Source organism: Micromonospora sp. NPDC047187 (genome assembly GCF_040643355.1).
GTDB lineage: Bacteria > Actinomycetota > Actinomycetes > Mycobacteriales > Micromonosporaceae > Micromonospora > Micromonospora salmantinae.
This window is the reverse complement of the sequence record NZ_JBEYUF010000004.1, coordinates 112016-132310: the sequence shown is the minus strand read 5'-3', so window position 1 is coordinate 132310 and position 20295 is coordinate 112016. Positions and strand designations below refer to the sequence as shown.

Below are 20295 nucleotides of genomic sequence, written 5' to 3'. Positions count from 1 at the left end.
AACCCCCACCCCGAACGCGTTGATCATGAAGTTATTGCCATGACACGCCGAGCGAGGTGGCAATAACTTCATGATCAACAGGTTGGTTCGGGGGGCCAGGGTGGGTTGGGGGTGGGGGTTAGTCGGTGGTGGGGCGGGTGGGGCGGCGGGCTGCTCGGGTGCGCCGGCTGGTGGCGGTGAGGTCCTCTGCCGCTGTTGCTTCGGTGGGACGACCGGCCGGATCGGCGAGGTCCGGGTCCGTACGCGGGGCGGGAACCTGCGGCGCGGTGGTGACGTCGCCCGGCAGCGAGCCCGTCCGGGGCGTCTGCGCTGGGGCGTCGGCCCTCCTGCGCCGCGCTGCGGTTCCGGCCGTCGAGGCTGAGGTTGCGGCCGTCGGGCCGGGAACTGCCGGCGCGGGCTCGGTCTCGGCGACCGGGGCCGGGTCGGCCACCGTGTCCCGAGCGACCGCACCCGGCTCGGCCGAGCGGCTCTGTTGGGCCGGGCGGTGCCGTTCGCCTCGCTCGCCGAGGCGGGCGGCCAGCACCGAGCCGCCGATACCGGCGATCACCGCGTACGGGGCGATCAGCTGGGTGGACAGCTGTGCGGGGCCCAGCGTCGACCAGTGCGGCAGGGTGGTCAGGTAGGCGAGCGCGACGAGCACCGGGCCCGCCGCGCCGGAGGCCGCCGCACCCACGCGGTGCCCGCCCGAACGGGCGGACCGCCGGGCGGCCAGTACGCCGATCAGCAGCGCGGGCACCAGTGCCAGCAGCGCACCGGGCGAGTAGAGCTGGCCCCCGATCCAGTACCGGGCGTGGTCCGGGTCGAACTGCCAGGTGCCGAGTTGCGCGCCGGTCAGCCCTCGTCCGACGCGTACCCCGTCGATCACGGAGATCACCGCGAGCAGCCAGAGCCAGGCGGCCGTCGCTGTCACGTTGACCGCGGCGGCTCGGGAGCGAAGCGCCCAGATCGCGACGAGGACGCCGATCAGGATGCCCAGCGTCGCCTGTACGGCGGCCGTCCGTTGCGGAGCGCCGGTGTCCGCGCCGGTCGCGACCCGCGCGGGTACCGCGATCAGCAGCACCGTGACCAGCCCGCCCAGCCCGGCGCCAAGCGCCAGGGCCACCCGGCGCAGCAGGCCACCTCGGTCGTGGACCGGCGGCTCGGCGACCGGTGGTGGCGTGCCCGCCACCTCAGGCCGGCCGGTGTCGACGGCCGGTGAAGGCCCGTCGACCTGGCTCTCGTGCTCCGGCCTACGGTCGTCGAGCTGCTGGCCCTCGTGACCGGCAACACCGTCGGGCGACGTTTCCGGAGAGGTCACGGTCTTCGCCGGGGCGCTCCGTTGGTGCAGCCGCTGCGCGCAGACCGCGCCGAGGACCGTCGAGCTGGCGGCGAGCCAGGTGGCCCAGGCGAGGCCGTCCGCCCAGGCTGTATCGGTCGCACCGGCATCGGTGGGCGTCCAGGTGATGACGCCGAGCCCGTAGCCGAAGCCCAGTTGTGCGGCACCTGCGCCGGCAGCGACCCCGATTGCCGTCGCGATCGACACTCCCCAGCCCTGTCTGGCCATGCCGGGCAGCGTAACGTCCCGTCGTCGGCGCGGCGAGTCGCAAAGACCCGCCGGTGTGGACCGCCGGTGCGGGCGGATTGGGCGGCGGGCGGTACGGTCGCCGGTGATGAGGCGGTGGGCGTAATGACGGACACGAACACGGGCCAGCAGAATGCCGCCGGTGGCGGTGCGGGCCGGGCCAGCGTCGTGCTCGGTGGTGGGTTGGCGGCGGTCCTGCTCGCCGCCGTGGGCGCGACCGGCGGCTGGTTGCTGGCCGGCGAGGACGACGCACCCTCTGGTGACCCGCTGGCCGTTGCGACCACGGCTGGCGCGTCGACCACCCGGGCCACCGCACCCCGACCGAGCAGCGGCCGGCCCACACCGTCGGCGGTCCAGACCTCCGCCACCTCGACCAAGGGGGCCGGCCTGACCGTGCCGCCGGTGATCGGCACCGACTTCGAGCAGGCCCGGGACACGCTGCGCAAGCAACGGCTGGGTTGGCGGCTGGTCTTCGGTGGCGGGGTCGGCCGTACGGTCGAGAGCACCACACCGGACGTGGGCACCGAGGTCGCCCGGGGGACGACGGTGCAGCTACAGGTCGCCGGGCCGGCGCCGGCCGCCGAGGTGCCGGACGTGGTCGGCAAGAGTTGCGCCGACGCCGCCGACGAGTTGGTCGACGAGGGCCTCTACCCGCGCTACCTCAGCGGACGTACTGGGACGGTCAGCCGGCAGGAGCCCGCCGAAGACGGCCCGGCCCGGTGGAACGACCAGGTCAGCATCTGGTGTGGCTCCGACGGCCAGCCGACCACGAAACCCACGCCCTGATTCCGGGCCGGCGGGTTCGAGCCTCCCGGCCCGTACCCGCCGTTCTGTCCCGCCGACAGCCGGCGCGGCTCGGCACGCTGATCCCCACCCATGGCGGTGTGGGCGACTAGGTTGGCGGTCGAGGGCCATGACGCCCGTCCGGGTTCGGGAAAGGACGTGCGATGAGCGACGACCGCCAGGAGCCGCCCGCCGGCGAGCACGACGACGACCGGACCCGGCCCCTGCCCTCCGCCGCTGACCGGCCGGCCCCGACCGGGCCCGCCGCCGACCGTCCGGCCCCGCCCGGCCCCGCCGTCGACGGCCCTGAGCCGACGCAGCCGACGCCAGCCGCCGCCGACCCGGACGAGACGGCACCGATCGACCGGACTGTCCCGGCTCGTCCCGACCTGTCGCCCGACCAGACCATGCCGATCGACAGGTCCGCCGGCACCGGGCCGGGTCCGCCGGCCGACCGGACGGCGCCGATACCGCCAGCCTGGTCCGGTCGGGCCGAGGTGCGCTCGCCCCGACCGGATGACCCCGGCGGTGAGTGGTACGTCGAGGAGCAGGGCGGTCGGCGGTGGTGGTTGCCGATCCTCTGGGGCGTACTGGCGCTGTTGCTCGCGGCCCTGCTCGGGGGCGCGCTCTGGTTGGTGCGTGGCCAGCAGGAGGATGACCGCGACGATCCGGGGCCCACGCCGTCCCCGCCACCGACCAGTGCCCCCAGCACTCCGCCGACCAGTGCAGCCCCCACGTCGGCGGCGCCCACCAGTGAGTCGCCGAGCAGTTCGCCGACCACTGACGCGCCGGACGAGCTGCCGGTGCCACCGCTCGCCGGCCTGCCGCAGGCCACCGCCGAGGGGCTGTTGGCTCGGCTCGGCCTGGCCTACCGGGTGGTGTACCGCCCGTCGGAACTGCCACCCGGGACGGTGGTGGGCACCGAGCCGGAGGCGGGCACGTCGGTGTCGACCGACGACGAGGTGTTGTTGATCATCTCGCAGGCCGAGCCGCCGACCGGGGCGAGCCCGACCACGCCGAGCACTACTGTGACGAACACGCCGTGACCGCTGGTCACCACATCCGGCGGCGGGTGCCGACGAGACCGATGCCGGCCAGGGAGATGGCGAGGCCGAAGATGCCGGACCAGAAGAGGGAGCGGCGGATGTCCGTGGCGCTGTGTCCGGCCGGAGCGGCTTCGGTGAGTTCCTGGGGGCCGTCGGACTGGCCGCCGGCACCAAGGCCGGACACCGGCCCGGTCGGGTCGGCACCACCAGCGCGGTCGGCCGGGGTGCCGGTGTCGATCCAGCCAGGTTCCTCGTAGACCGACTGGCCGTCGCCGGTCGGTGGGTCGGAGTCGAGCACGGTGATCTCCGGTGCGGGCACCGGTGCGGTCAGCCGGGTGGACGACATCGCCGGGTCGCGGACGAGGACCAGGAGTGTCGCCATCGCCCCGAGGAGGGCGAGGAGTCCGAAGGCACAGGCGATACGGGAGCGGTGGTGCCGCCGCAGGGCGGGCTGATTGACCATGACCATCCCAGGGTCAGGGTCCTGGACGAGCGGGTGGAACGGTGCCGGGGTGGGCGTACCGATTCTATGGCGGCGGCACGCCCACCGGCGGCGGTTCGGGTCGGTCAGCCCACCCGGAGCGGGGTACGCGCGACCGGGCGGCGGGCCCGCACTGTGTGCGGACGGGGTTCGGGGGCGGCCTGCAGTTGCTGCAGCCCTTCCCGCTGGACGAAGATCGACCGTCGGGTGACCGCGTCGCCCGCGGCGTTCAACTCGTAGCCGTCGAGCCAGAGCCAGCCGTCATAGGTCGGCCAGTCGAGCACCCGGATCACCCGGAACTTGATCGGCCTGAGGAACTGGACACTCGCCGCGCGTGTCACGTGCAGTACGTCACCGGTGCGGGGAAGCACATGGGCTCCTGGGGAGGATCGGCCGGCGGTTGCGCCGGCGGTGCCTGAACGGGGGACGTCTCGGCCGGTGACGGGGTCGTGCCTCGTGAACCGGTGGTGCGGATGGCGGTGGTCGGGCCGTACCCCGCTGGTGACGTGCCGCCACCCGACCACCACCCGGTTGCTTCCGGGAACCGCGCCCGCCGCCGCAGCTTGCCGGCTTGCAGCGGCGGGGTCCTTACCCCGGAGCAGGTCGCGTTGTCGTCGGCCGGGCCCGCGCCGTGCCCGGCTTCCCCGAAGCGGTGGGGTCACCACTCCGAGGGACCGAACGGAGACGCTGAGTGATCCGTGCCATACGGACAGAGTGCATCAGGGACGTGCTTCATGCAAGTTGCACGTCGACTTTTGCCGATACGTGAGCGTGTCGCGCGAAAGGCCTATTGAAGCCATCCGCGTCCGGGCGGCAGACTGGGGGCCGGTTTCGCCCGTCGCGGCCGGCCGAGGACCGGCACCACCCCTTCGTCGCGAACGCTCGCCGGTCGACGGTCGCGCCCCCGGCGGGTGTCACCAGTGGCGCGTTACCGGAGGTAGCCCGAGTGGGGTCGAGCAGCCAGCGGCGGGGACCAGTGACTCACGGTCACGGGTTGCACGATGAGTGAGCGGCGCAGTCCTACCATCAGACGGCGGCGGCTCGGGGCCGAGCTGCGCCGCCAGCGGGAGTCCGCCGGGATCACCATCGAGGTGGTCGCCGAACAGTTGGAGTGCTCGGCGTCGAAGGTCTCCCGGATCGAGACCGGGCACACCACGGCCACCCCACGCGACGTGCGGGACATGCTGCGGATCTACGGCGTCGTCGGCGCCGAGAGCGACGAGCTCGTGCAGATCGCCCGGGAAGCCCGCCAAAAGGGCTGGTGGCACCCTTACAGCACGGTGCTCGTCGGCGCGTACGTCGGGCTGGAGGCGGCGGCCAGTTCGATCCGGGCGTACGAACAGCAGGTCGTTCCGGGTCTTCTGGAGACCGAGGAGTACGCCGGGGCCATGATCCGTGCCGCTCGGCCGGACTTCACCGCCGATCAGGTGCATCAAAGAGTGCGTGTCCGTTTGGGTCGTCAGTCGTTATTGACCCAGGACGATCCGGTCGATCTGTGGGTGGTGCTCGATGAGGCGGTGGTAAGTCGGCCGGTGGGCGGGGACGAGGTGATGCGCGGTCAACTCAAGCGGTTGGTCGAGGTGGCCGAGTTGCCGAACGTGACGCTGCAGATCCTGCCCTTCGAGGTGGGTGCGCATGCCGGCATGGACGGCACGTTCACGATCCTCAGCTTCCCTGAGCCCGGTGATCCGGATGTTGTGTACGCGGAGAACGCCACGGGTGGGCTTTTCCTCGAGAAGAGCGACGAACTACAGAAGTACAGCTTCATCTTCGATCACATCCGCGCTGCGGCCATACGTCCGGAGGAGTCCGTCGCACACATCGCAAAACTGGCAGAGGAGCCGTTGTGGAAATGGCGACCAAAGGGTTCCCCGTGGACCTGACGCAGGCAGCATGGTTCAAGAGCTCGAAGAGCGGGCCGAACTGTGACAACTGCGTGGAGGTGGCGTACGTGACGGGGGCGGTCGGAGTGCGGGACTCGAAGGACAAGGCGGGCCCCGCCCTGGTCTTCGCACCGGGTGACTGGCACTCCTTCGTTGCCGGCACCCGGGGTGGTGTGTTCGGCGCGGTCTGACCGACTGGTCAATGGAGTCCCCGTCCGGTTCGCCGGACGGGGACTCTGCCGTGTCCGCGGTGGGCGCGGCTGACTGTCGCGTCGCGGCGGGGTCGACGAGGTTCCGTCGGGATTCCCGTCGCCAGAGCGTCCCCGTCTCGTTGAACCGGTCGGTACGGCGCTGGTCGACGACCCGCCGCACCGACCCGCAACCGAGCGAGTAGGCGAGACGGATGACGACGATCGGTTCAGAAAACCTCACCACCGGTCCGGCGAAGCCGGAGCGGTTCGGTGGCAAGTACCGCGGCGCCCGTCGGGACACGGTTCTGACCGAGGTGGTCTCGACCGACCAGGAGCTGAGCGGGCGGGAGGGTGCCTCCGAGACGACGGATCCTCCGCTCTCGCTGCCCTCGCTGGACCCGAACCCGCTGATCGAGCCGTCGTTCCCGCCGGCGGGCTGGCCGATGCAGCCGCCCGAGTCCCTGGCGGACCATCCGTTGCTGCGTGGTCTGCTGATGGAGTTGCCGCCGAAGGGCACCGTGCCCTCGCAGGATTGGCTGGACCGCTGGTTCGAGGCCACCAGGTCGATCCTGGAACTGCTATACGTGCAGAGCGCCAGCCGCCCGCGTTGACCCTGCGACGGCGGGCTGGGCCCGCTCCGCGAAGCGGTTGTGGCGTAGCGCGTGCCGGACCCCGATGGCGATCACCGCGAGCGCGCCCACTGTGATCGCAGGCCCGGTGACGCCGGGGTCGGCTCCGAGGTCGGAGCCGGTGGCGGCGATCAACGCCGGCACCGTGGCCAGGGCGGTGACCTGTAGTGGCAGCCCGACGAGCGGGTGGGCCGCGGCGGCGCGCAGCCCGTGCGGCGCGGGGGTGGCGGGGGCGCTGGCGAACGCGCCCGCACCGGCCCACAGCCGGCGGATCCGTCGTACCGAGCAGACCGTCGCCACGAGCGCCGGGCCGGCGGCCAGGGTGAGCCCGGCGGCGGCCCGGTCGACCGGCGCGGTGCCGGCGCTGAGCAGCCCGCCGCCGAGCACGGTCGCGGTGAGCGCCACGCCGGTGAGGGCCAGCACCAGCAACCATCCGGTACGCCGACGCAGCATGCGGGTGTTGCGCAGCCGGGGAAGGCCGTCGGCAACGACGCCGGCGGCCAGCCAGACGGCGGCGACCGGGAGCAGGATGGTGAGCTGACTCTCCATGCTCGAGAGTCTTTCCCGAATCCTGGCGAGGCGAATCCGGGCGCGTCCCCCGTTCGCCCCGGACGCCGGGCCCGTAGGGGGTCATCACTCGAAGGTATGGCCGTTTCGACATGTTCAACTGACCGACGGCTGACTTACCCTCAGCTAGATCGGCGAGTGTCGATTGATGTTGGGACCGGTGGTCACGTTCCACTGCCGGTCAGAGGGAGGTAGGAGATGGGTCTTCCACGAAGGTCCGTACTGATCGGGGTGGCCGCGGCGACCGTGCTGGCCGTCGGCACCCCAGCCCTGGCCGCCGAACCCGTGGGTGTGGTTCGGGCCGCCGGCGGAGCCACCGCCGTGCCGGACAGCTACATCGTCGTACTCAAGGACAGCGCCGTTGCCCGGGACCGGGTCGGCGACACCGCGAAGCGGCTCTCCGGCCGCCACGGCGGCACTGTGGCCCGCACCTACGGCGCGGCGCTGCGCGGCTTCGAGGCCAATGTGAACGCGAGCGCGGCGGCGCGGATCGCCGCCGACCCGGCGGTGGCGTACGTCGAGCAGAACCACACCGTCTCGATCTCCGGCACGCAGGCCAACCCGCCCTCCTGGGGCCTCGACCGGATCGACCAGCGCAACCGGCCGTTGGACAACTCCTACACCTACCCGAACACGGCGAGCAACGTGCACGCCTACATCATCGACACCGGCATCCGGTTCTCCCACAACGACTTCGGCGGCCGGGCCACCTCCGGCTACGACGCGGTGGACGGCGGGTCGGCCGACGACTGCAACGGGCACGGCACGCACGTGGCCGGCACCGTCGGCGGGTCCGCGTACGGGGTGGCCAAGGCCGTCCAGCTCGTCGGCGTACGGGTGCTGAACTGCTCCGGCAGTGGCACCAACGCCGGTGTGATCGGCGGCGTCGACTGGGTCACCGCGAACGCGATCAAGCCGGCGGTGGCGAACATGAGCCTCGGCGGCGGCGCGAACAGCTCACTGGACAACGCCGTCCGCAACTCGATCGCCTCGGGTGTCACGTACGGCCTGGCGGCCGGCAACGACAACGGCGCCAACGCCTGCAACACCTCGCCGGCGCGTACCACGGAGGCCATCACGGTGGGCTCGACGACCAGCTCGGACGCCCGGTCGTCGTTCTCCAACGTCGGCACCTGCCTGGACATCTTCGCGCCCGGCTCGTCGATCACCTCGGCCTGGTACAACAGCAACACCGCCACCAACACGATCAGCGGCACCTCGATGGCCACCCCGCACGTGGTCGGAGCGGCGGCCCTGGTGGCCAGCGCCAACCCGAGCTGGACCCCGGCTCAGGTCCGCAACCAACTGGTGGCCAACGCCACCCCCAACGTGGTGAGCAACCCCGGCTCAGGCTCACCGAACCTGCTGCTCTACGTCGGCACCGGCAGCACCCCGCCGCCGCCCACCGGCTGCACCGGCACCAACGGCACCGACGTGTCGATCCCGGACGCCGGCTCGGCGGTGACCAGCTCGATCACCATCTCCGGCTGCGGTCGCAACGCCTCCTCGACCTCCACCGTCGCGGTGAACATCGTGCACACCTACCGCGGTGACCTGGTCATCGACCTGCTCGCCCCGGACGGCAGCTCGTACCGGCTGAAGAACAGCAGCACCTCGGACAGCGCCGACAACGTGAACGCCACGTACTCGGTCAACGTGTCCGGTGAGGCCGCCGACGGCATCTGGCGACTCCAGGTGCGGGACACCTACTCGGTCGACACCGGCTACATCAACACCTGGACCCTGACCGTCTGACGGGTCTGTGACGACCGAGGCCCCACCCGGCACGCCGGGTGGGGCCTCGCGTCGTACGGATCGGGCTCAGACCGAGAAGGTGGCCGGCCGCTCGGTGGCCGGGGCCGGCGGGCGGGCCTTCCACAGGCCGATCTTCTGCGCGGCGAGCCGGCTCAGGTAGACCGGGTTGAGGATGACGTAGCGGCGCCAGAGCCGCTTCGGCTCCAGACCGAGGCGCCAGAACCACTCAAGACCGACGCGCTGCATCCACGGCGGGGGCTGGCGCAGCAGCCCGGCGTGGTAGTCGAAGGCCGCGCCGACCGCCATCAGCGGCATGTCGAGCAGCGGCCGCATGGCGTACGCGAAGACCTCCTGGCGCGGGCAGCCGAGCCCGACCAGCACCAACCGGGCGCCACTGGACCGGATCCGGTCGGCGATCTCGGCGTCCTCACCGGGCTGGACGGCACGGAACTTGGACGGCTCCACCCCGGCGATCTTCAGAGCTGGGAACATCCGCTCCAGAGCCGGGATCAACCGGGCGAGAGTCTCCTCGGTCGAGCCGTACAGGTAGACCGGTAGCCCCTCGTCAGCGAAGCGCGACAGCACGTGCAGGGTCAGGGTCGGCCCGTACACCCGGTCGCTGAGCCCGGCGTGGTGCAGCAGGTTGAGTGCCCACCGCACCGGCTGCCCGTCCGGCGTGACCACGTCGAAGGAGTTGAGCCGCGCGTTGTGCGCCGGGTCGAGCACCCCGGTCATCACACCGTGCACGGCCAACGCGGTCAGCGCGAGGGAACGCCGCTCGTGTGCCGCGGTCACCACCGCGTCGGTCGCCGTGGCGTAGTCGGTGGCGTCGACCAGGACGCCGAGCACGTTGCGCTTCGTCCGGGCGGTCATGGCTGGGCCACCCACTTGTCCACGTTGGCCTCGTAGATTTCCCGCAGGATCATCGGCACGTCGTAAGTGATCTTCCAGTCCGGATACTGCGCCTCGAACCGGGCCATGCTGCTGACGTACCACTGGTGGTCGCCGGTGCGGTTCTGCTCGACGTAGTTGATCCGCGCCTCGCGGCCGGTGATCTCCTCCGCGATCCGGAACGCCTCGATGTGCGAGGTGTTGGAGTGCCGGCCGCCACCGAGGTTGTAGACCTCCGCGGATCGCGGGGCCCGGAAGAACGCCTCGAACGCGGTCAGCACGTCGTGCGAGTGGATCGCATCCCGCACCATCTTGCCCTTGTAGCCGAAGAGGTTGTACGTCCGGCCCTCCATGACGCAGCGCATCAGATAGGCCAGGAACCCGTGCAGCTCGGCCGCTGAGTGCGCCGGGCCGGTCAGCGTGCCGCCCCGGAAGCAGGCGGTCTTCATGTCGAAGTAGCGCCCGTACTCCTGGACCATCACGTCCGCGGCGACCTTGGAGGCGCCGAAGACCGAGTGCAGCGAGTGGTCGATCGACATCTCTTCGGTGATGCCCTGGTACCAGCGGTGGTCCTCGGGCAGCTCGTACCGGGTCTCCAGCTCGATGAGCGGCAGGCTGTTGGGCCGGTCGCCGTACACCTTGTTCGTCGAGCAGTGGATGAACGGCGATTCGATCGCGTGCCGGCGGGTGTTCTCCAGGATGTTGAGCGTGCCGCCGGCGTTCACGTCGAAGTCCGTGTACGGCTCCTTGGCTGCCCAGTCATGGCTCGGCTGGGCGGCGCTGTGAATCACCACGGCGATGTCCGAGCCGTACTTCTTGAACACCTGCTCCAGGCCGTCCCGGTCCCGGATGTCCACCGCGAAGTGGGTGTACGCGCTACCCAGGTCACGGCCGAGCCGTTCCAGGCTCCACGAGGTGGAGCCGTCCTCGCCGAAGAAGTACCGGCGCATGTCGTTGTCGATGCCGACGACATCCAGACCGAGGCCGGCGAAATGCCGGACCGCCTCGGAGCCGATCAGACCACCCGACCCTGTCACCAACGCGACACTCACACGCCACTCCTGGTCCATCGGAGGCAGAATCCATCGGAGCATAGCGTGACGTCCAGCACGCCCCGATATGACGGAAGGGCCCCGCATGAAGCGGAGCCCTCGTCGGTGGTGGGGATGGGGGGAGTTGAACCCCCACGCCCTTTCGGGCACACGGACCTGAACCGTGCGCGTCTGCCATTCCGCCACATCCCCGTGGCACAACCCGGAACACTCTAGCCGCCCGGCCCCGCTGTCTCCAACGGGCCTCGGGAATACTACGCTGTCCCTGACGCTCGCCACGAGCGATTACCGTTCGTGGCGGACGAAAGATTAGCACGACAGTCGCGGCCCTTCCGAACGGGTCGAGAGCAGCCGGCCGAGCGGCGTGTGAGCTGCGCGCGCGCCGGCCGGATACCATCATGTCCTCGGGACCCGAGGAGGAGCCGGTGAGCGTGCTGCAACGCTTCGAGAAGCGTCTGGAAGGCCTGGTCGAAGGGGCCTTCGCCAAGGTCTTCAAAGGGGTGGTCCACCCCGTGGAGATCCTCAACGCCATGCAGCGGGAGGCCGAGGCGCACAAGGCGATCCTGGCCGGTGGGCGCACGTTGGTGCCCAACCGCTACGTGATCGATCTCTCGCCGTTCGACCACAGTCGGCTGGCGCCGTACGCCGCCGCGCTGGCCCAGGAGTTGGCCCAGTCGCAGGCGGAGTTCATCGGCGAGCAGGCGTGGACGGTCTACGGCGACGTGATCGTCGAGATCGAGCGAGGCGAGGGTCTGGACACGGGCATGTTCCGTGTCACGGCCGAGGTCTACACCGGCGGCGAGGTCGCCCCGGTGTCGGCGCCCGGCTACGACGCCGGCCCGCCCGCCTACCCCGCGTACGACCAGGGCGGTGGCTACGGCCCGCCGCCCGGGCACGGTGGCGGTCGCAACGTGCGGCTGGTCTCCGGCGACGGTCGCACCTATCCCCTCCAGATGGGGTCGACGGTGATCGGTCGCGGCGACCAGGCCAACCTGCGTCTGCCCGACGTCGGCATCTCCCGGCGACACGCCCGGCTGGATTTCGACGGCGGCCAGGTCGTGTTGACCGACCTGGGTTCGACCAACGGCACCATGGTGAACGGGCAGCGGGTCTCCGCCGTCGCGCTCAACCCCGGTGACATGGTCCAGCTCGGGACGACGACGCTGACCTTCCGCGTGGACGGCTGACCCGCCTTGCCGGAACTGGTCATCACCGTTGCCCGGTTCGGGTTCCTGATCCTGCTGTGGATCTTCGTGTTCACTGTGGTCGGCGTGATCCGCCGGGACCTCTTCGCGGGCGCCCGGTCCGGTCGTCTGGTGGCCGCACCACGCGCGGTGGGCGCCTCGACGGGGCAGGCGGCCAAGCCGGCGAAGGTGAAACGGGGCAGAGCGGCGCACCAACTGGTGGTGACGGCCGGTCAGCTGGCCGGCACCAAAATCACTCTCGGTGAAGCGCAGATCACCATTGGTCGAGCTGAGGACTCCACCCTGGTCATCACCGACGACTACGCCTCCGCGCGACACGCCCGGCTCGTGCCGCGTGAGGGGCAGTGGTACGTCGAGGACCTCGGCTCGACTAACGGCACGTACCTCGATCGCGCTAAGGTCTCCGGACCAACCCCCGTCCCCCTCGGCGTGCCGATCCGGATCGGCCGCACTTCCCTCGAATTACGGCCATGACTCTGACCCTGCGCTATGCGGCCCACAGCGACCGCGGTCTGATCCGAGACGGCAATCAAGACTCCGTCTACGCCGGGCCGCGGTTACTCGCCGTTGCCGACGGCATGGGCGGTATGGCCGCCGGTGACGTCGCCAGCAACATCGTCATCGGTGCCATGGCGCCGCTCGACGAGGACGTCCCGGGGGACGCTCTCGTCGATGCGTTGCGTTCGGCCGTGGGCACCGCCAACCAACAACTCCGCGACACGGTGGACGCCAACCCGCAACTGGAGGGGATGGGTACCACGCTGACGGCGACCCTCTTCACCGGCAGCAAGCTGGGGATGGTCCACATTGGCGACTCGCGGGCCTACCTGCTGCGCAAGGGCGAGTTCGCGCAGATCACCAAGGACGACACCTACGTTCAGATGCTGGTCGACGAAGGCCGCATCAGCGCCGAGGAGGCGAGCAGTCACCCGCAGCGGTCGCTGCTCACCCGCGCCCTCGACGGTCGGGACATCGACCCGGAATACTCGGTCCGTCAGGTCATGCCCGGCGACCGGTACCTGATCTGCAGCGACGGCCTCTCGGGTGTGGTCAGCGCCGAAACCATCGGCGAGACCCTGCGGGAGTACACCGACCCGCAGCAGTGCGTCGAGCGGCTGGTGCAGCTCGCGCTGCGTGGCGGTGGGCCGGACAACATCACGGTGATCATTGCCGACGCCACGGACCAGGACATCGTCGAGGCGACCCCGATCGTGGGCGGCGCCGCCGCCCGGGACCGCGGCATGGCGACCTCCGCCGACGACTCGACTCCGGCCGCCCGAGCCTCGGCGCTCTCCGCGCCGCGTCCGGCCGCGCCCGAGGAACCGGCGGCCTCCGACGATGACGCCGACCGGCCGAAGCGACGCCCGGTCCGGACCGCCGCCATGGCGCTGGCCCTGCTGGTGATCGTCGGCGGTGCGGCGTTCGGTGGTTGGACGTACACCCAACGGCAGTACTACGTAGGAGCCACCGAAGAGGGCCAGGTTGCCGTCTTCCGCGGTGTCCAGGGTCAGATCGCCGGGATGGACCTGTCCAGCGTGCACCGCCGCAGCGGCACCCGCCTGGACGACCTCACTGTCGCCGCACAGGACACCGTCAAGGTCGGCATCCGGGCCAAGAGTGAGCCGGACGCCGAGCGTCAGCTCGCCGAGCTGACCAGCGACACGCCGAGCAACCCCAACCTGAAGCCGCTCTGCCCGCTCGACCCGACCGCCGCCGGGGTCACCACGCCGACGCCGACGCCCACCCCGATCGGTTCGACGCCGACCCCGAACGGCAGCCCGAGCGCCAACGCGTCGCCGACCCCCAACGGGGTTGTCAGCGCAAGCCCGACCGTCGGTGCCACCACCGCTCTCGGTGGGGCCGGCGCGACCACCACACCCGACGTCACGCCCTCCGACTCGGCCACGCCGGCGCTCGACACGGCCGGCTGCCGGTCTCCTGAGTGAGCGTCGGCTGAGATCCTGAGGACTCCACCCGTGACCGTAGCGGCCACACCGGCACCCTCGCCCGCCACCGCGGGCGAGCAATCCGGCGTACGCCTGGCGCGGTCGCGCCGCAACGCCGAGCTGTACCTGCTGTTGCTCGCGATGGTGCTGGTGGCCGCGTACGGGGCGACCGTCGAGGCGAACCTGCTGGACACGGTCACCCCGGACTTCTGGATGCCGGCCGCCGCGCTCGGCGCGGTCTTCCTCGGCCTGCACCTGGTCATCCGGTTCCTGGCCCCGTTCGCCGATCCGGCGCTGCTGCCGGCGGTGGCCCTGCTCAACGGGCTCGGGGTGGGCTTCCTGCGCCGGATCGACCTGGGCGATGCCCCGGTGACCGAGCGGGAGAGCCTGGCCGTCTTCGCGGGGCAGGGCGGGCGTCAGCTGGCCTGGACGCTCGGTGCGGTGATCCTCGCCGCCGGCCTGCTCGTGATCATGCGCGACCACCGGTCGATCTCGCGGTACGCGTACACCCTGGGGTTGGCCGGCATCGTGCTGGTGATGATCCCGGCGGTGCTGCCGTCGAGCATCTCCGAGATCAACGGCGCGAAGCTCTGGGTCCGGGTCGGCAGCTTCTCCATCCAGCCGGGTGAGTTCGCCAAGCTGGCGCTGCTGGTCTTCTTCGCCTACTACCTGGTACGCAAGCGTGAGGTGCTGTCGCTGGCCAGCCGGCGCTTCCTCGGCATCGACTTCCCGCGTGGCCGCGACCTCGGGCCGGTGGTCGGCGTCTGGCTGATCAGCGTCCTGGTGCTGGTCTTCGAGAAGGACCTGGGCACCTCGCTGCTCTACTTCGGCATGTTCGTGGTGACGCTCTACATCGCCACCGAACGGGTCAGCTGGCTGCTGATCGGCCTGGTCCTGTTCTTCGGCGGCGCGTACCTCGCCTATGTCCTCGGCTCGACTGTCGGCGGGCCGTTCGCCAACTTCTACGTGCGGGCGGAGATCTGGCTCGACCCGTTCGCCGACCCGACCGACAAGGGCTACCAACTCGTGCAGGGCCTGCTCGCCCTGGGCACGGGCGGGCTCTTCGGCGCGGGGCCGGGCGGCGGTCAGCCGGACATCCTGCCCGAGGTGCAGAACGACTTCATCTTCGCCGGCATCGGTGAGGAGATCGGCCTCTTCGGCCTCTCCGCGCTGCTTGTCGTCTACCTGCTGATCGTGGAGCGCGGGTTGCGCGCCGCGCTCGCGGTACGGGACTCGTTCGGCAAGCTGCTCGCCGGCGGTCTGGCGTTCACCCTCGGCCTCCAGGTCTTCGTGATCGTCGGTGGGATCAGCAAGCTCATCCCGCTGACCGGTCAGACCACCCCGTTCCTGTCCGCCGGCGGGTCGTCGCTGATGGCCAACTGGCTGCTCATCGCGGTGCTGCTGCGAGTCTCCGACGGCGCCCGCCGACCGGTGACCGGGGGCAGCGGGGGCAAGGCGGTCCGACCCAGCGGTGGCCCACCCGAGCAGCTGCACGGTGCTCCCACGGAGGTGATCAAGCCGTGAACGCACCGCTGCGCCGTGTCGGCGTCGTCGTCATGGTCCTGTTCGGCCTGCTCTTCGCGAACCTCAACTGGATTCAGTTCCAGAAGGCCGACGAATACCGCACCAGCGACTACAACGGTCGGGTCCAGGTCGCCGACTACAAGCGCAAGCGCGGCAACATCGAGGCCGGCGGCACCGCCCTGGCCACCAGCAAGGAGACCACCGGCAAGCTGAAGTTCCAGCGCTCCTACCCGGGTGGCCCCAAGTACGCCCACGTGCTCGGCTACAAGCCGGTCAACCTGGCCGACCAGGGCATCGAGCAGGTGGAGAACGACTTCCTGGCCGGCACCAGCGACCAGCTGATCGGCGACCGGTTGAAGGACATGTTCACCGGCGACGACACCGGCGGCGGCAACGTGCTGCTCACGCTCTCCAAGCGGGCCCAGGACGTGGCGTACGACCAGCTGGGCAACAACGAGGTGGGCGCGAAGCGGGGCGCGGCGATCGCCGTCGACCCGCGTACCGGTGCCATCCAGGCGCTGGTCTCCATGCCGAGCTTCGACCCGAACCCGCTGGCCAGCCACGACACCAACCAGGCGACCGCGGCGTACAACAAGCTGGAGAAGGACCCGGCCGAACCGCTGAAGAACCGCGCGCTGGCCGAGACGCTGCCGCCGGGCTCCACCTTCAAGATCGTGGTGGCCGCGGCGGCGCTGGAGAACGGCGTCACCAAGACCACCCAGATCCCGGCCGGTCCCAGCTGGACCCCGCCGACCTCCGGCGAGCCAATCCGTAACGCCGCCGCCTCGATCTGCCCCGAGCGACAGGTCACCCTGCTGAAGGCGGTAACCGAGTCGTGCAACACCGGCTTCGCGCAGCTCGGCGTGCGACTCGGCGCCGACATCGTCAAGGAGAAGGCCCGGCAGTTCGGCTTCGAGCAGGAGGACCTGACCGTCGGCCAGCTCGGCGAGGGCGGCCTGCCTACGGCGGCAAGCCGGACCGGGGACATCCAGAACCCGGACGGCAGCACGGACCCGGCCGCGCTGGCCCAGTCCTCGATCGGTCAGAACAACGTCCGGATGACCCCGCTGGAAGGCGCGATGATCGCCAGCGCGGTCGCCAACAACGGCAGTCAGATGCGGCCGTACCTGGTGCGGCAGCTGCTCGCTCCGGACCGGACCACCAGCTACTACACAGCGAAGGCGCGGGAGCTGCGTCAGCCCGTCGAGCCGCAGGTCGCCACCGACCTGCGCGAGATGATGGTCAGCGTGGTCCGGAACGGCACCGGCAAGAGTGCCGCGATCAGCGGCTACACGGTCGGCGGCAAGACCGGCACCGCCCAGTCCGCCCCGGATCGGCCCGACCACGGCTGGTTCATCGGCTTTGCCCTCGACAAGAACGGCAACCCGGTCTCCGCGGTCTGCGTGATGCTGGAGCAGGCCGGCCCCGGTGGTAGCGCCGAGGCGGCTCGGATCGCCGGTCAGATCATGAAGGCCGCCATCGCCGACCCAGGGGGTCGCTGACATGCTCAGCCCCGGCGTGCAGCTCGGCAACCGCTACCGTCTCGACGAGCGGATCGCCAGCGGCGGCATGGGCGACGTCTGGCGCGGCACCGACCAGGTGCTCGGTCGGACAGTCGCGGTGAAGAGCCTGCTCCCCGCCCTGCTCGACGACCCGGACTTCGGTGAGCGGTTCCGCGGCGAGGCCCGCACCATGGCCACCATCAACCATCCCGGCGTGGTGGACGTCTACGACTTCGGCAACGACCAGCAGATCGCCTTCCTGGTCATGGAGTACGTCGAGGGTGACGCCCTGTCGTCCACGTTGAGCCGGGTCGGCCGGCTCACCCCGGCCCGGACGATGGCCCTCGTCGCGCAGGCCGCCGACGCACTGCACGCCGCGCACGAGAAGGGCATCGTGCACCGCGACGTGAAGCCGGGCAACCTGCTGGTCCGGCCGAACGGCACGCTGGTGCTCACCGACTTCGGCATCGCCCGCTCCGACATGGTCGGCCAGCTCACCGCCGCCGGCTCGGTGCTCGGCACCGCCTCGTACATCTCGCCGGAGCAGGCCACCGGCGGCGTGGCCACCCCGGCGTCCGACGTGTACGCCCTCGGCGTGGTCGCCTACCAGTGCCTGGCCGGTCGGCGGCCGTTCGAGGGCGACAACCCCCTCGACATCGCGATGCGGCACGTCCGGGAGACGCCCCGGCCACTGCCGGCCGACATCCCTCCGCAGGTGCGCGCCCTCGTCGAACGGGCGTTGGCCAAGGACCCGGCCGCCCGCTGGCCCAGCGCCGCCGCACTCGCCGGGGTCGCCCGTCAGCTCAAGGCAGCGCTCTCCCAGCAGGCCCGGGCCGGGGCCAACTCCGGGCCGGTCTCCGCAGCGCCCGCCTCACCCGCCGCGCCCGGTCGGGCCCAGGTGCCGCAGGCGCACCAGATGCGTCCGCCGACTGCCCGCCCGCAGGTGGCCGGAGCGAGGCCGACAGCTATCGCACCCGCCCAACAGCCACGCCCCACCGCCGTCGCGCCGGCCGTCCAGCCCGTCCGGCCGCAGGGCGCACCCAACGGCTACCCGCGCGGCGCGGCAGCAGTGCCGTCCGGGCCGCCCCGGCAGGAACACCAGCCGGCGTACGTCCGGCAGGCCGGCCCGGCGACGCCGGCACCCCAGCCCCAGCGGTCCCGGCCGGGAATGGTGCTTCTCGCCATCCTGCTGGCCGTGCTGGTCCTGCTCTGCTCTGGCGTGATTTCCTACAACCTACGGAAGCAGTCGCAGGCCGGTGCATCGGCCGGGCTGGCGCCGCGCACCGTGGCGTCCGGCGCGCTACGACTCGACGGGCGCGACGATCCGACCCGGACGTCGTACCGTCGAGAGGTACGACTCCAGCCGGGCAACGGCGGGACGACGACGAGCGAAGGACGACAGACGCGATGACAGCGCAGGCCCGCCTGCTCGGTGGCAGGTACCAGGTCGGCGAGCTGCTCGGCTATGGCGGCATGGCCGAGGTGCACCGTGGTCGCGATCTCCGGCTCGGTCGGGACGTCGCGATCAAGATGCTCCGCACCGACCTCGCCCGGGACGCGACGTTCCAGATGCGGTTCCGCCGGGAGGCGCAGAACGCCGCCTCGCTCAACCACCCCGCCATCGTGGCGGTCTACGACACCGGCGAGGAGACCGCGCCGACCGGTGAGACGCTGCCGTTCATCGTCATGGAGTTCGTCAACGGGCGGACCTTGAAGGAGGTCCTCGGCGCCGAGGGCCGACTGCAACCGCGCCGTGCGCTGGAGATCTGCGCCGACATGTGCGCGGCACTGGAGTTCAGCCACCGGCACGGGATCATCCACCGGGACATCAAGCCCGGCAACGTGATGCTCACCCAGACCGGCCAGGTCAAGGTGATGGACTTCGGCATCGCCCGGGCGCTGGCCAGCGGTGCGACCACCATGACCCAGACCAGCGCGGTCATCGGCACTGCCCAGTATCTTTCCCCGGAGCAGGCACGCGGCGAGGCCGTCGACGCCCGCTCCGACGTGTACGCGGGCGGCTGCGTGCTCTTCGAGCTGGTCTGCGGGCACCCGCCGTTCGTCGGGGACAGCCCGGTCAGCGTCGCGTACCAGCACGTACGGGAGACGCCGCCGACGCCGAGCGACATCAACCCGGACGTCACCCCGGCCGTCGACGCGATCGTGCTCAAGGCGCTGTCGAAGAACCCGCTGAACCGCTACCAGAGCGCTGGCGAGATGCGGGCCGACCTGCTCCGCGCCGCCGCCGGCCGGCCCGTGCTGGCCACCCCGGTGCTGCGCGAGGCGGAGACGGTGGCGATGGCCCCGGCCGGCGGTGGGGGCGGCTATCCGCCTTCCGGCCGTGGGCCGCAGACCGGGCAGATCCCGGCCCGGGTGGGCGACCCGCGTCAGCGCAAGGCGTCCTCCTGGCTGATCGCTACGTTCAGCGCGGTCGGCGTGCTGGCAGTGATCGCCCTGGTCGCCGCCCTGCTCTGGAACATGCAGCAGGACGAGGACCTGAAGTCGGTGCCCACCCTCACCGGTAAGACCCGGGAGGCGGCGATCACCGAGATCAACAATCTCGGTTTCAAGCCGCAGGTAGGCGACCCCGTCCTGGCAAATGACTGCACCAAAAACACCATCGCCAAGCAGAGTCCTGCGCCGGGCACCCGGCTGAAGCAGGCGGACACGGTGACCATCCAGATTTGCGACGGCAAGCCGGATGTGAAGATCCCCCCCGGCCTGGTCAACTCCCAGATCGAGAACGTGAAGACCCAACTTGAGGGTCTGGGGTTGACGGTCGAGGAGAAGAAGGTCGACAACCCCGCTCAGGAGGGGATTGTCACCAAGGTGACTCCGCCGTCGGGGACGACCGTGGCGCAGGACAGCAAGGTCGTCGTCGAGATCTCCCGGGGCAACGTCAACAAGGTGCCCAACGTGATCAACTCCACCCGGGACGAGGCCGCCGAGGAACTCCGCGAGGCGGGTTACAAGGTCCAGTTCCGCGATGGTGAAGAGGTGCCGGCCGATCAGGCCGGTCGGGTCCAGAAGCAGAACCCGGTGGGGGGCACCGAACTGGCCAGGAACAAGACGGTCACCATCGAGATTGGTATTCCCGAGCCGGAGACCGACCCGACGCCGACGGTCACGCCGACGACCACGCCGACGGGCACGCCGACCCCTCCCGGCAGCGGGGGCGGCATCGGTCTGCCGTTCCCACCCGCGCCGGGCCGGCCCCAGGACTAGGCCACCCGCGGGCATCGGCATGACGGAGACGGAAGCGTCCCGGGCCGGGCCGAT

The 20295-nt window shown here is 70.9% G+C and carries 19 protein-coding genes and 1 tRNA gene; 13 read left to right on the top strand and 7 right to left on the bottom strand.

Annotation, left to right across the window (positions count from 1 at the left end; all coding sequences use genetic code 11):
- Positions 1–118: 118 nt before the first annotated feature.
- On the bottom strand, positions 119–1543 hold the full coding sequence (locus ABZ794_RS09840) for a hypothetical protein (protein WP_357515055.1): 1425 nt from the start codon (positions 1541–1543) through the stop codon (positions 119–121).
- A gap of 123 nt (positions 1544–1666) precedes the next feature.
- Here ABZ794_RS09840 and ABZ794_RS09835 point away from each other — a divergent pair, with 123 nt between their 5' ends.
- Together ABZ794_RS09835 and ABZ794_RS09830 are read left to right on the top strand one after the other, a co-directional pair.
- Positions 1667–2347, top strand: coding sequence for a PASTA domain-containing protein (locus tag ABZ794_RS09835; protein WP_357515053.1), 681 nt, complete (start codon positions 1667–1669; stop codon positions 2345–2347).
- A 161-nt stretch (positions 2348–2508) separates the two neighbouring features.
- Entirely contained in the window at positions 2509–3390 is an 882-nt protein-coding gene (locus ABZ794_RS09830) for a PASTA domain-containing protein (RefSeq protein WP_210783101.1), read from the top strand.
- A 7-nt stretch (positions 3391–3397) separates the two neighbouring features.
- On the opposite strand, the gene ABZ794_RS09825 is transcribed toward ABZ794_RS09830, so the two are convergent.
- Positions 3398–3859, bottom strand: coding sequence for a hypothetical protein (locus ABZ794_RS09825; protein WP_238687894.1), 462 nt, complete (start codon positions 3857–3859; stop codon positions 3398–3400).
- A gap of 98 nt (positions 3860–3957) precedes the next feature.
- Positions 3958–4242 (bottom strand): hypothetical protein, encoded by a 285-nt coding sequence (locus tag ABZ794_RS09820; RefSeq protein ID WP_091396374.1) that lies wholly within the window; start codon positions 4240–4242, stop codon positions 3958–3960.
- Positions 4243–4872: 630 nt separating this feature from the next.
- On the opposite strand from ABZ794_RS09820, the gene ABZ794_RS09815 reads away from it, so the two are divergent.
- The 3 genes from ABZ794_RS09815 to ABZ794_RS09805 all read left to right on the top strand — a co-directional run bounded on the left by ABZ794_RS09815 (position 4873) and on the right by ABZ794_RS09805 (position 6556).
- Positions 4873–5754 (top strand): helix-turn-helix transcriptional regulator, encoded by an 882-nt coding sequence (locus ABZ794_RS09815; protein ID WP_091396372.1) that lies wholly within the window; start codon positions 4873–4875, stop codon positions 5752–5754.
- On the top strand, positions 5724–5945 hold the full coding sequence (locus ABZ794_RS09810; protein WP_091396369.1) for a DUF397 domain-containing protein: 222 nt from the start codon (positions 5724–5726) through the stop codon (positions 5943–5945). Before ABZ794_RS09815 ends, ABZ794_RS09810 begins: the two co-directional genes overlap by 31 nt.
- A 212-nt stretch (positions 5946–6157) precedes the next feature.
- Entirely contained in the window at positions 6158–6556 is a 399-nt protein-coding gene (locus ABZ794_RS09805) for a hypothetical protein (protein ID WP_238687893.1), read from the top strand.
- On the opposite strand, the gene ABZ794_RS09800 is transcribed toward ABZ794_RS09805, so the two are convergent.
- Entirely contained in the window at positions 6524–7123 is a 600-nt protein-coding gene (locus ABZ794_RS09800) for a hypothetical protein (protein ID WP_210783095.1), read from the bottom strand. The genes ABZ794_RS09805 and ABZ794_RS09800 overlap by 33 nt on opposite strands.
- Before the next feature lie 216 nt (positions 7124–7339).
- On the opposite strand from ABZ794_RS09800, the gene ABZ794_RS09795 reads away from it, so the two are divergent.
- Positions 7340–8896 carry a S8 family serine peptidase gene (locus tag ABZ794_RS09795; protein WP_210783093.1) on the top strand — a complete coding sequence of 519 codons (1557 nt, stop codon included), beginning with the start codon at positions 7340–7342 and terminating at the stop codon, positions 8894–8896.
- Between the two features lie 66 nt (positions 8897–8962).
- Here ABZ794_RS09795 and ABZ794_RS09790 read toward each other — a convergent pair whose 3' ends face one another.
- From ABZ794_RS09790 to ABZ794_RS09780, 3 genes are all read right to left on the bottom strand, one after another.
- Complete coding sequence (locus tag ABZ794_RS09790) at positions 8963–9769, bottom strand: WecB/TagA/CpsF family glycosyltransferase (protein WP_210783091.1); 807 nt, start codon at positions 9767–9769, stop codon at positions 8963–8965.
- A complete protein-coding gene (locus tag ABZ794_RS09785) occupies positions 9766–10881 on the bottom strand; it encodes an NAD-dependent epimerase/dehydratase family protein (protein WP_210783089.1) in 1116 nt (371 codons plus the stop codon). Before ABZ794_RS09785 ends, ABZ794_RS09790 begins: the two co-directional genes overlap by 4 nt.
- Positions 10882–10945: 64 nt before the next feature.
- A tRNA-Leu gene (locus ABZ794_RS09780) sits at positions 10946–11031 on the bottom strand.
- 206 nt (positions 11032–11237) lie between these two features.
- Here ABZ794_RS09780 and ABZ794_RS09775 point away from each other — a divergent pair.
- Genes ABZ794_RS09775 through pknB form a run of 7 tightly spaced genes read left to right on the top strand, consistent with a single transcriptional unit; the run spans position 11238 to position 20241 of the window.
- The gene (locus tag ABZ794_RS09775; protein WP_007454122.1) at positions 11238–12026 is read left to right on the top strand and encodes a DUF3662 and FHA domain-containing protein; all 789 of its coding nucleotides are present in this window, start codon (positions 11238–11240) and stop codon (positions 12024–12026) included.
- Between the two features lie 6 nt (positions 12027–12032).
- The gene (locus ABZ794_RS09770; protein ID WP_030487599.1) at positions 12033–12518 is read left to right on the top strand and encodes an FHA domain-containing protein; all 486 of its coding nucleotides are present in this window, start codon (positions 12033–12035) and stop codon (positions 12516–12518) included.
- Positions 12515–13990 carry a PP2C family serine/threonine-protein phosphatase gene (locus tag ABZ794_RS09765; RefSeq protein ID WP_210783087.1) on the top strand — a complete coding sequence of 492 codons (1476 nt, stop codon included), beginning with the start codon at positions 12515–12517 and terminating at the stop codon, positions 13988–13990. Before ABZ794_RS09770 ends, ABZ794_RS09765 begins: the two co-directional genes overlap by 4 nt.
- 30 nt (positions 13991–14020) lie before the next feature.
- The gene (locus ABZ794_RS09760; RefSeq protein ID WP_210783085.1) at positions 14021–15514 is read left to right on the top strand and encodes an FtsW/RodA/SpoVE family cell cycle protein; all 1494 of its coding nucleotides are present in this window, start codon (positions 14021–14023) and stop codon (positions 15512–15514) included.
- A complete protein-coding gene (locus tag ABZ794_RS09755; protein WP_238687890.1) occupies positions 15511–17016 on the top strand; it encodes a penicillin-binding protein 2 in 1506 nt (501 codons plus the stop codon). The genes ABZ794_RS09760 and ABZ794_RS09755 overlap by 4 nt, the downstream gene beginning before the upstream one ends.
- 1 nt (position 17017) lies before the next feature.
- Positions 17018–18427, top strand: coding sequence for a serine/threonine-protein kinase (locus ABZ794_RS09750; protein WP_238687889.1), 1410 nt, complete (start codon positions 17018–17020; stop codon positions 18425–18427).
- Positions 18424–20241, top strand: coding sequence for a Stk1 family PASTA domain-containing Ser/Thr kinase (pknB, locus tag ABZ794_RS09745; protein ID WP_210783079.1), 1818 nt, complete (start codon positions 18424–18426; stop codon positions 20239–20241). The genes ABZ794_RS09750 and pknB overlap by 4 nt, the downstream gene beginning before the upstream one ends.
- Positions 20242–20295: the final 54 nt, after the last annotated feature.

Excerpts from the sequence above, each read along its gene's own strand:
- ABZ794_RS09840 (WP_357515055.1), bottom strand. The coding sequence starts at position 1,543 with ATGGCCAGACAGGGCTGGGGAGTGTCGATCGCGACGGCAATCGGGGTC.
- ABZ794_RS09835 (WP_357515053.1), top strand. The coding sequence starts at position 1,667 with ATGACGGACACGAACACGGGCCAGCAGAATGCCGCCGGTGGCGGTGCG.
- ABZ794_RS09830 (WP_210783101.1), top strand. The coding sequence starts at position 2,509 with ATGAGCGACGACCGCCAGGAGCCGCCCGCCGGCGAGCACGACGACGAC.
- ABZ794_RS09825 (WP_238687894.1), bottom strand. The coding sequence starts at position 3,859 with ATGGTCATGGTCAATCAGCCCGCCCTGCGGCGGCACCACCGCTCCCGT.
- ABZ794_RS09815 (WP_091396372.1), top strand. The coding sequence starts at position 4,873 with ATGAGTGAGCGGCGCAGTCCTACCATCAGACGGCGGCGGCTCGGGGCC.
- ABZ794_RS09810 (WP_091396369.1), top strand. The coding sequence starts at position 5,724 with ATGGCGACCAAAGGGTTCCCCGTGGACCTGACGCAGGCAGCATGGTTC.
- ABZ794_RS09805 (WP_238687893.1), top strand. The coding sequence starts at position 6,158 with ATGACGACGATCGGTTCAGAAAACCTCACCACCGGTCCGGCGAAGCCG.
- ABZ794_RS09800 (WP_210783095.1), bottom strand. The coding sequence starts at position 7,123 with ATGGAGAGTCAGCTCACCATCCTGCTCCCGGTCGCCGCCGTCTGGCTG.
- ABZ794_RS09795 (WP_210783093.1), top strand. The coding sequence starts at position 7,340 with ATGGGTCTTCCACGAAGGTCCGTACTGATCGGGGTGGCCGCGGCGACC.
- ABZ794_RS09790 (WP_210783091.1), bottom strand. The coding sequence starts at position 9,769 with ATGACCGCCCGGACGAAGCGCAACGTGCTCGGCGTCCTGGTCGACGCC.
- ABZ794_RS09785 (WP_210783089.1), bottom strand. The coding sequence starts at position 10,881 with ATGCTCCGATGGATTCTGCCTCCGATGGACCAGGAGTGGCGTGTGAGT.
- ABZ794_RS09775 (WP_007454122.1), top strand. The coding sequence starts at position 11,238 with ATGTCCTCGGGACCCGAGGAGGAGCCGGTGAGCGTGCTGCAACGCTTC.
- ABZ794_RS09765 (WP_210783087.1), top strand. The coding sequence starts at position 12,515 with ATGACTCTGACCCTGCGCTATGCGGCCCACAGCGACCGCGGTCTGATC.
- ABZ794_RS09750 (WP_238687889.1), top strand. The coding sequence starts at position 17,018 with ATGCTCAGCCCCGGCGTGCAGCTCGGCAACCGCTACCGTCTCGACGAG.
- pknB (WP_210783079.1), top strand. The coding sequence starts at position 18,424 with ATGACAGCGCAGGCCCGCCTGCTCGGTGGCAGGTACCAGGTCGGCGAG.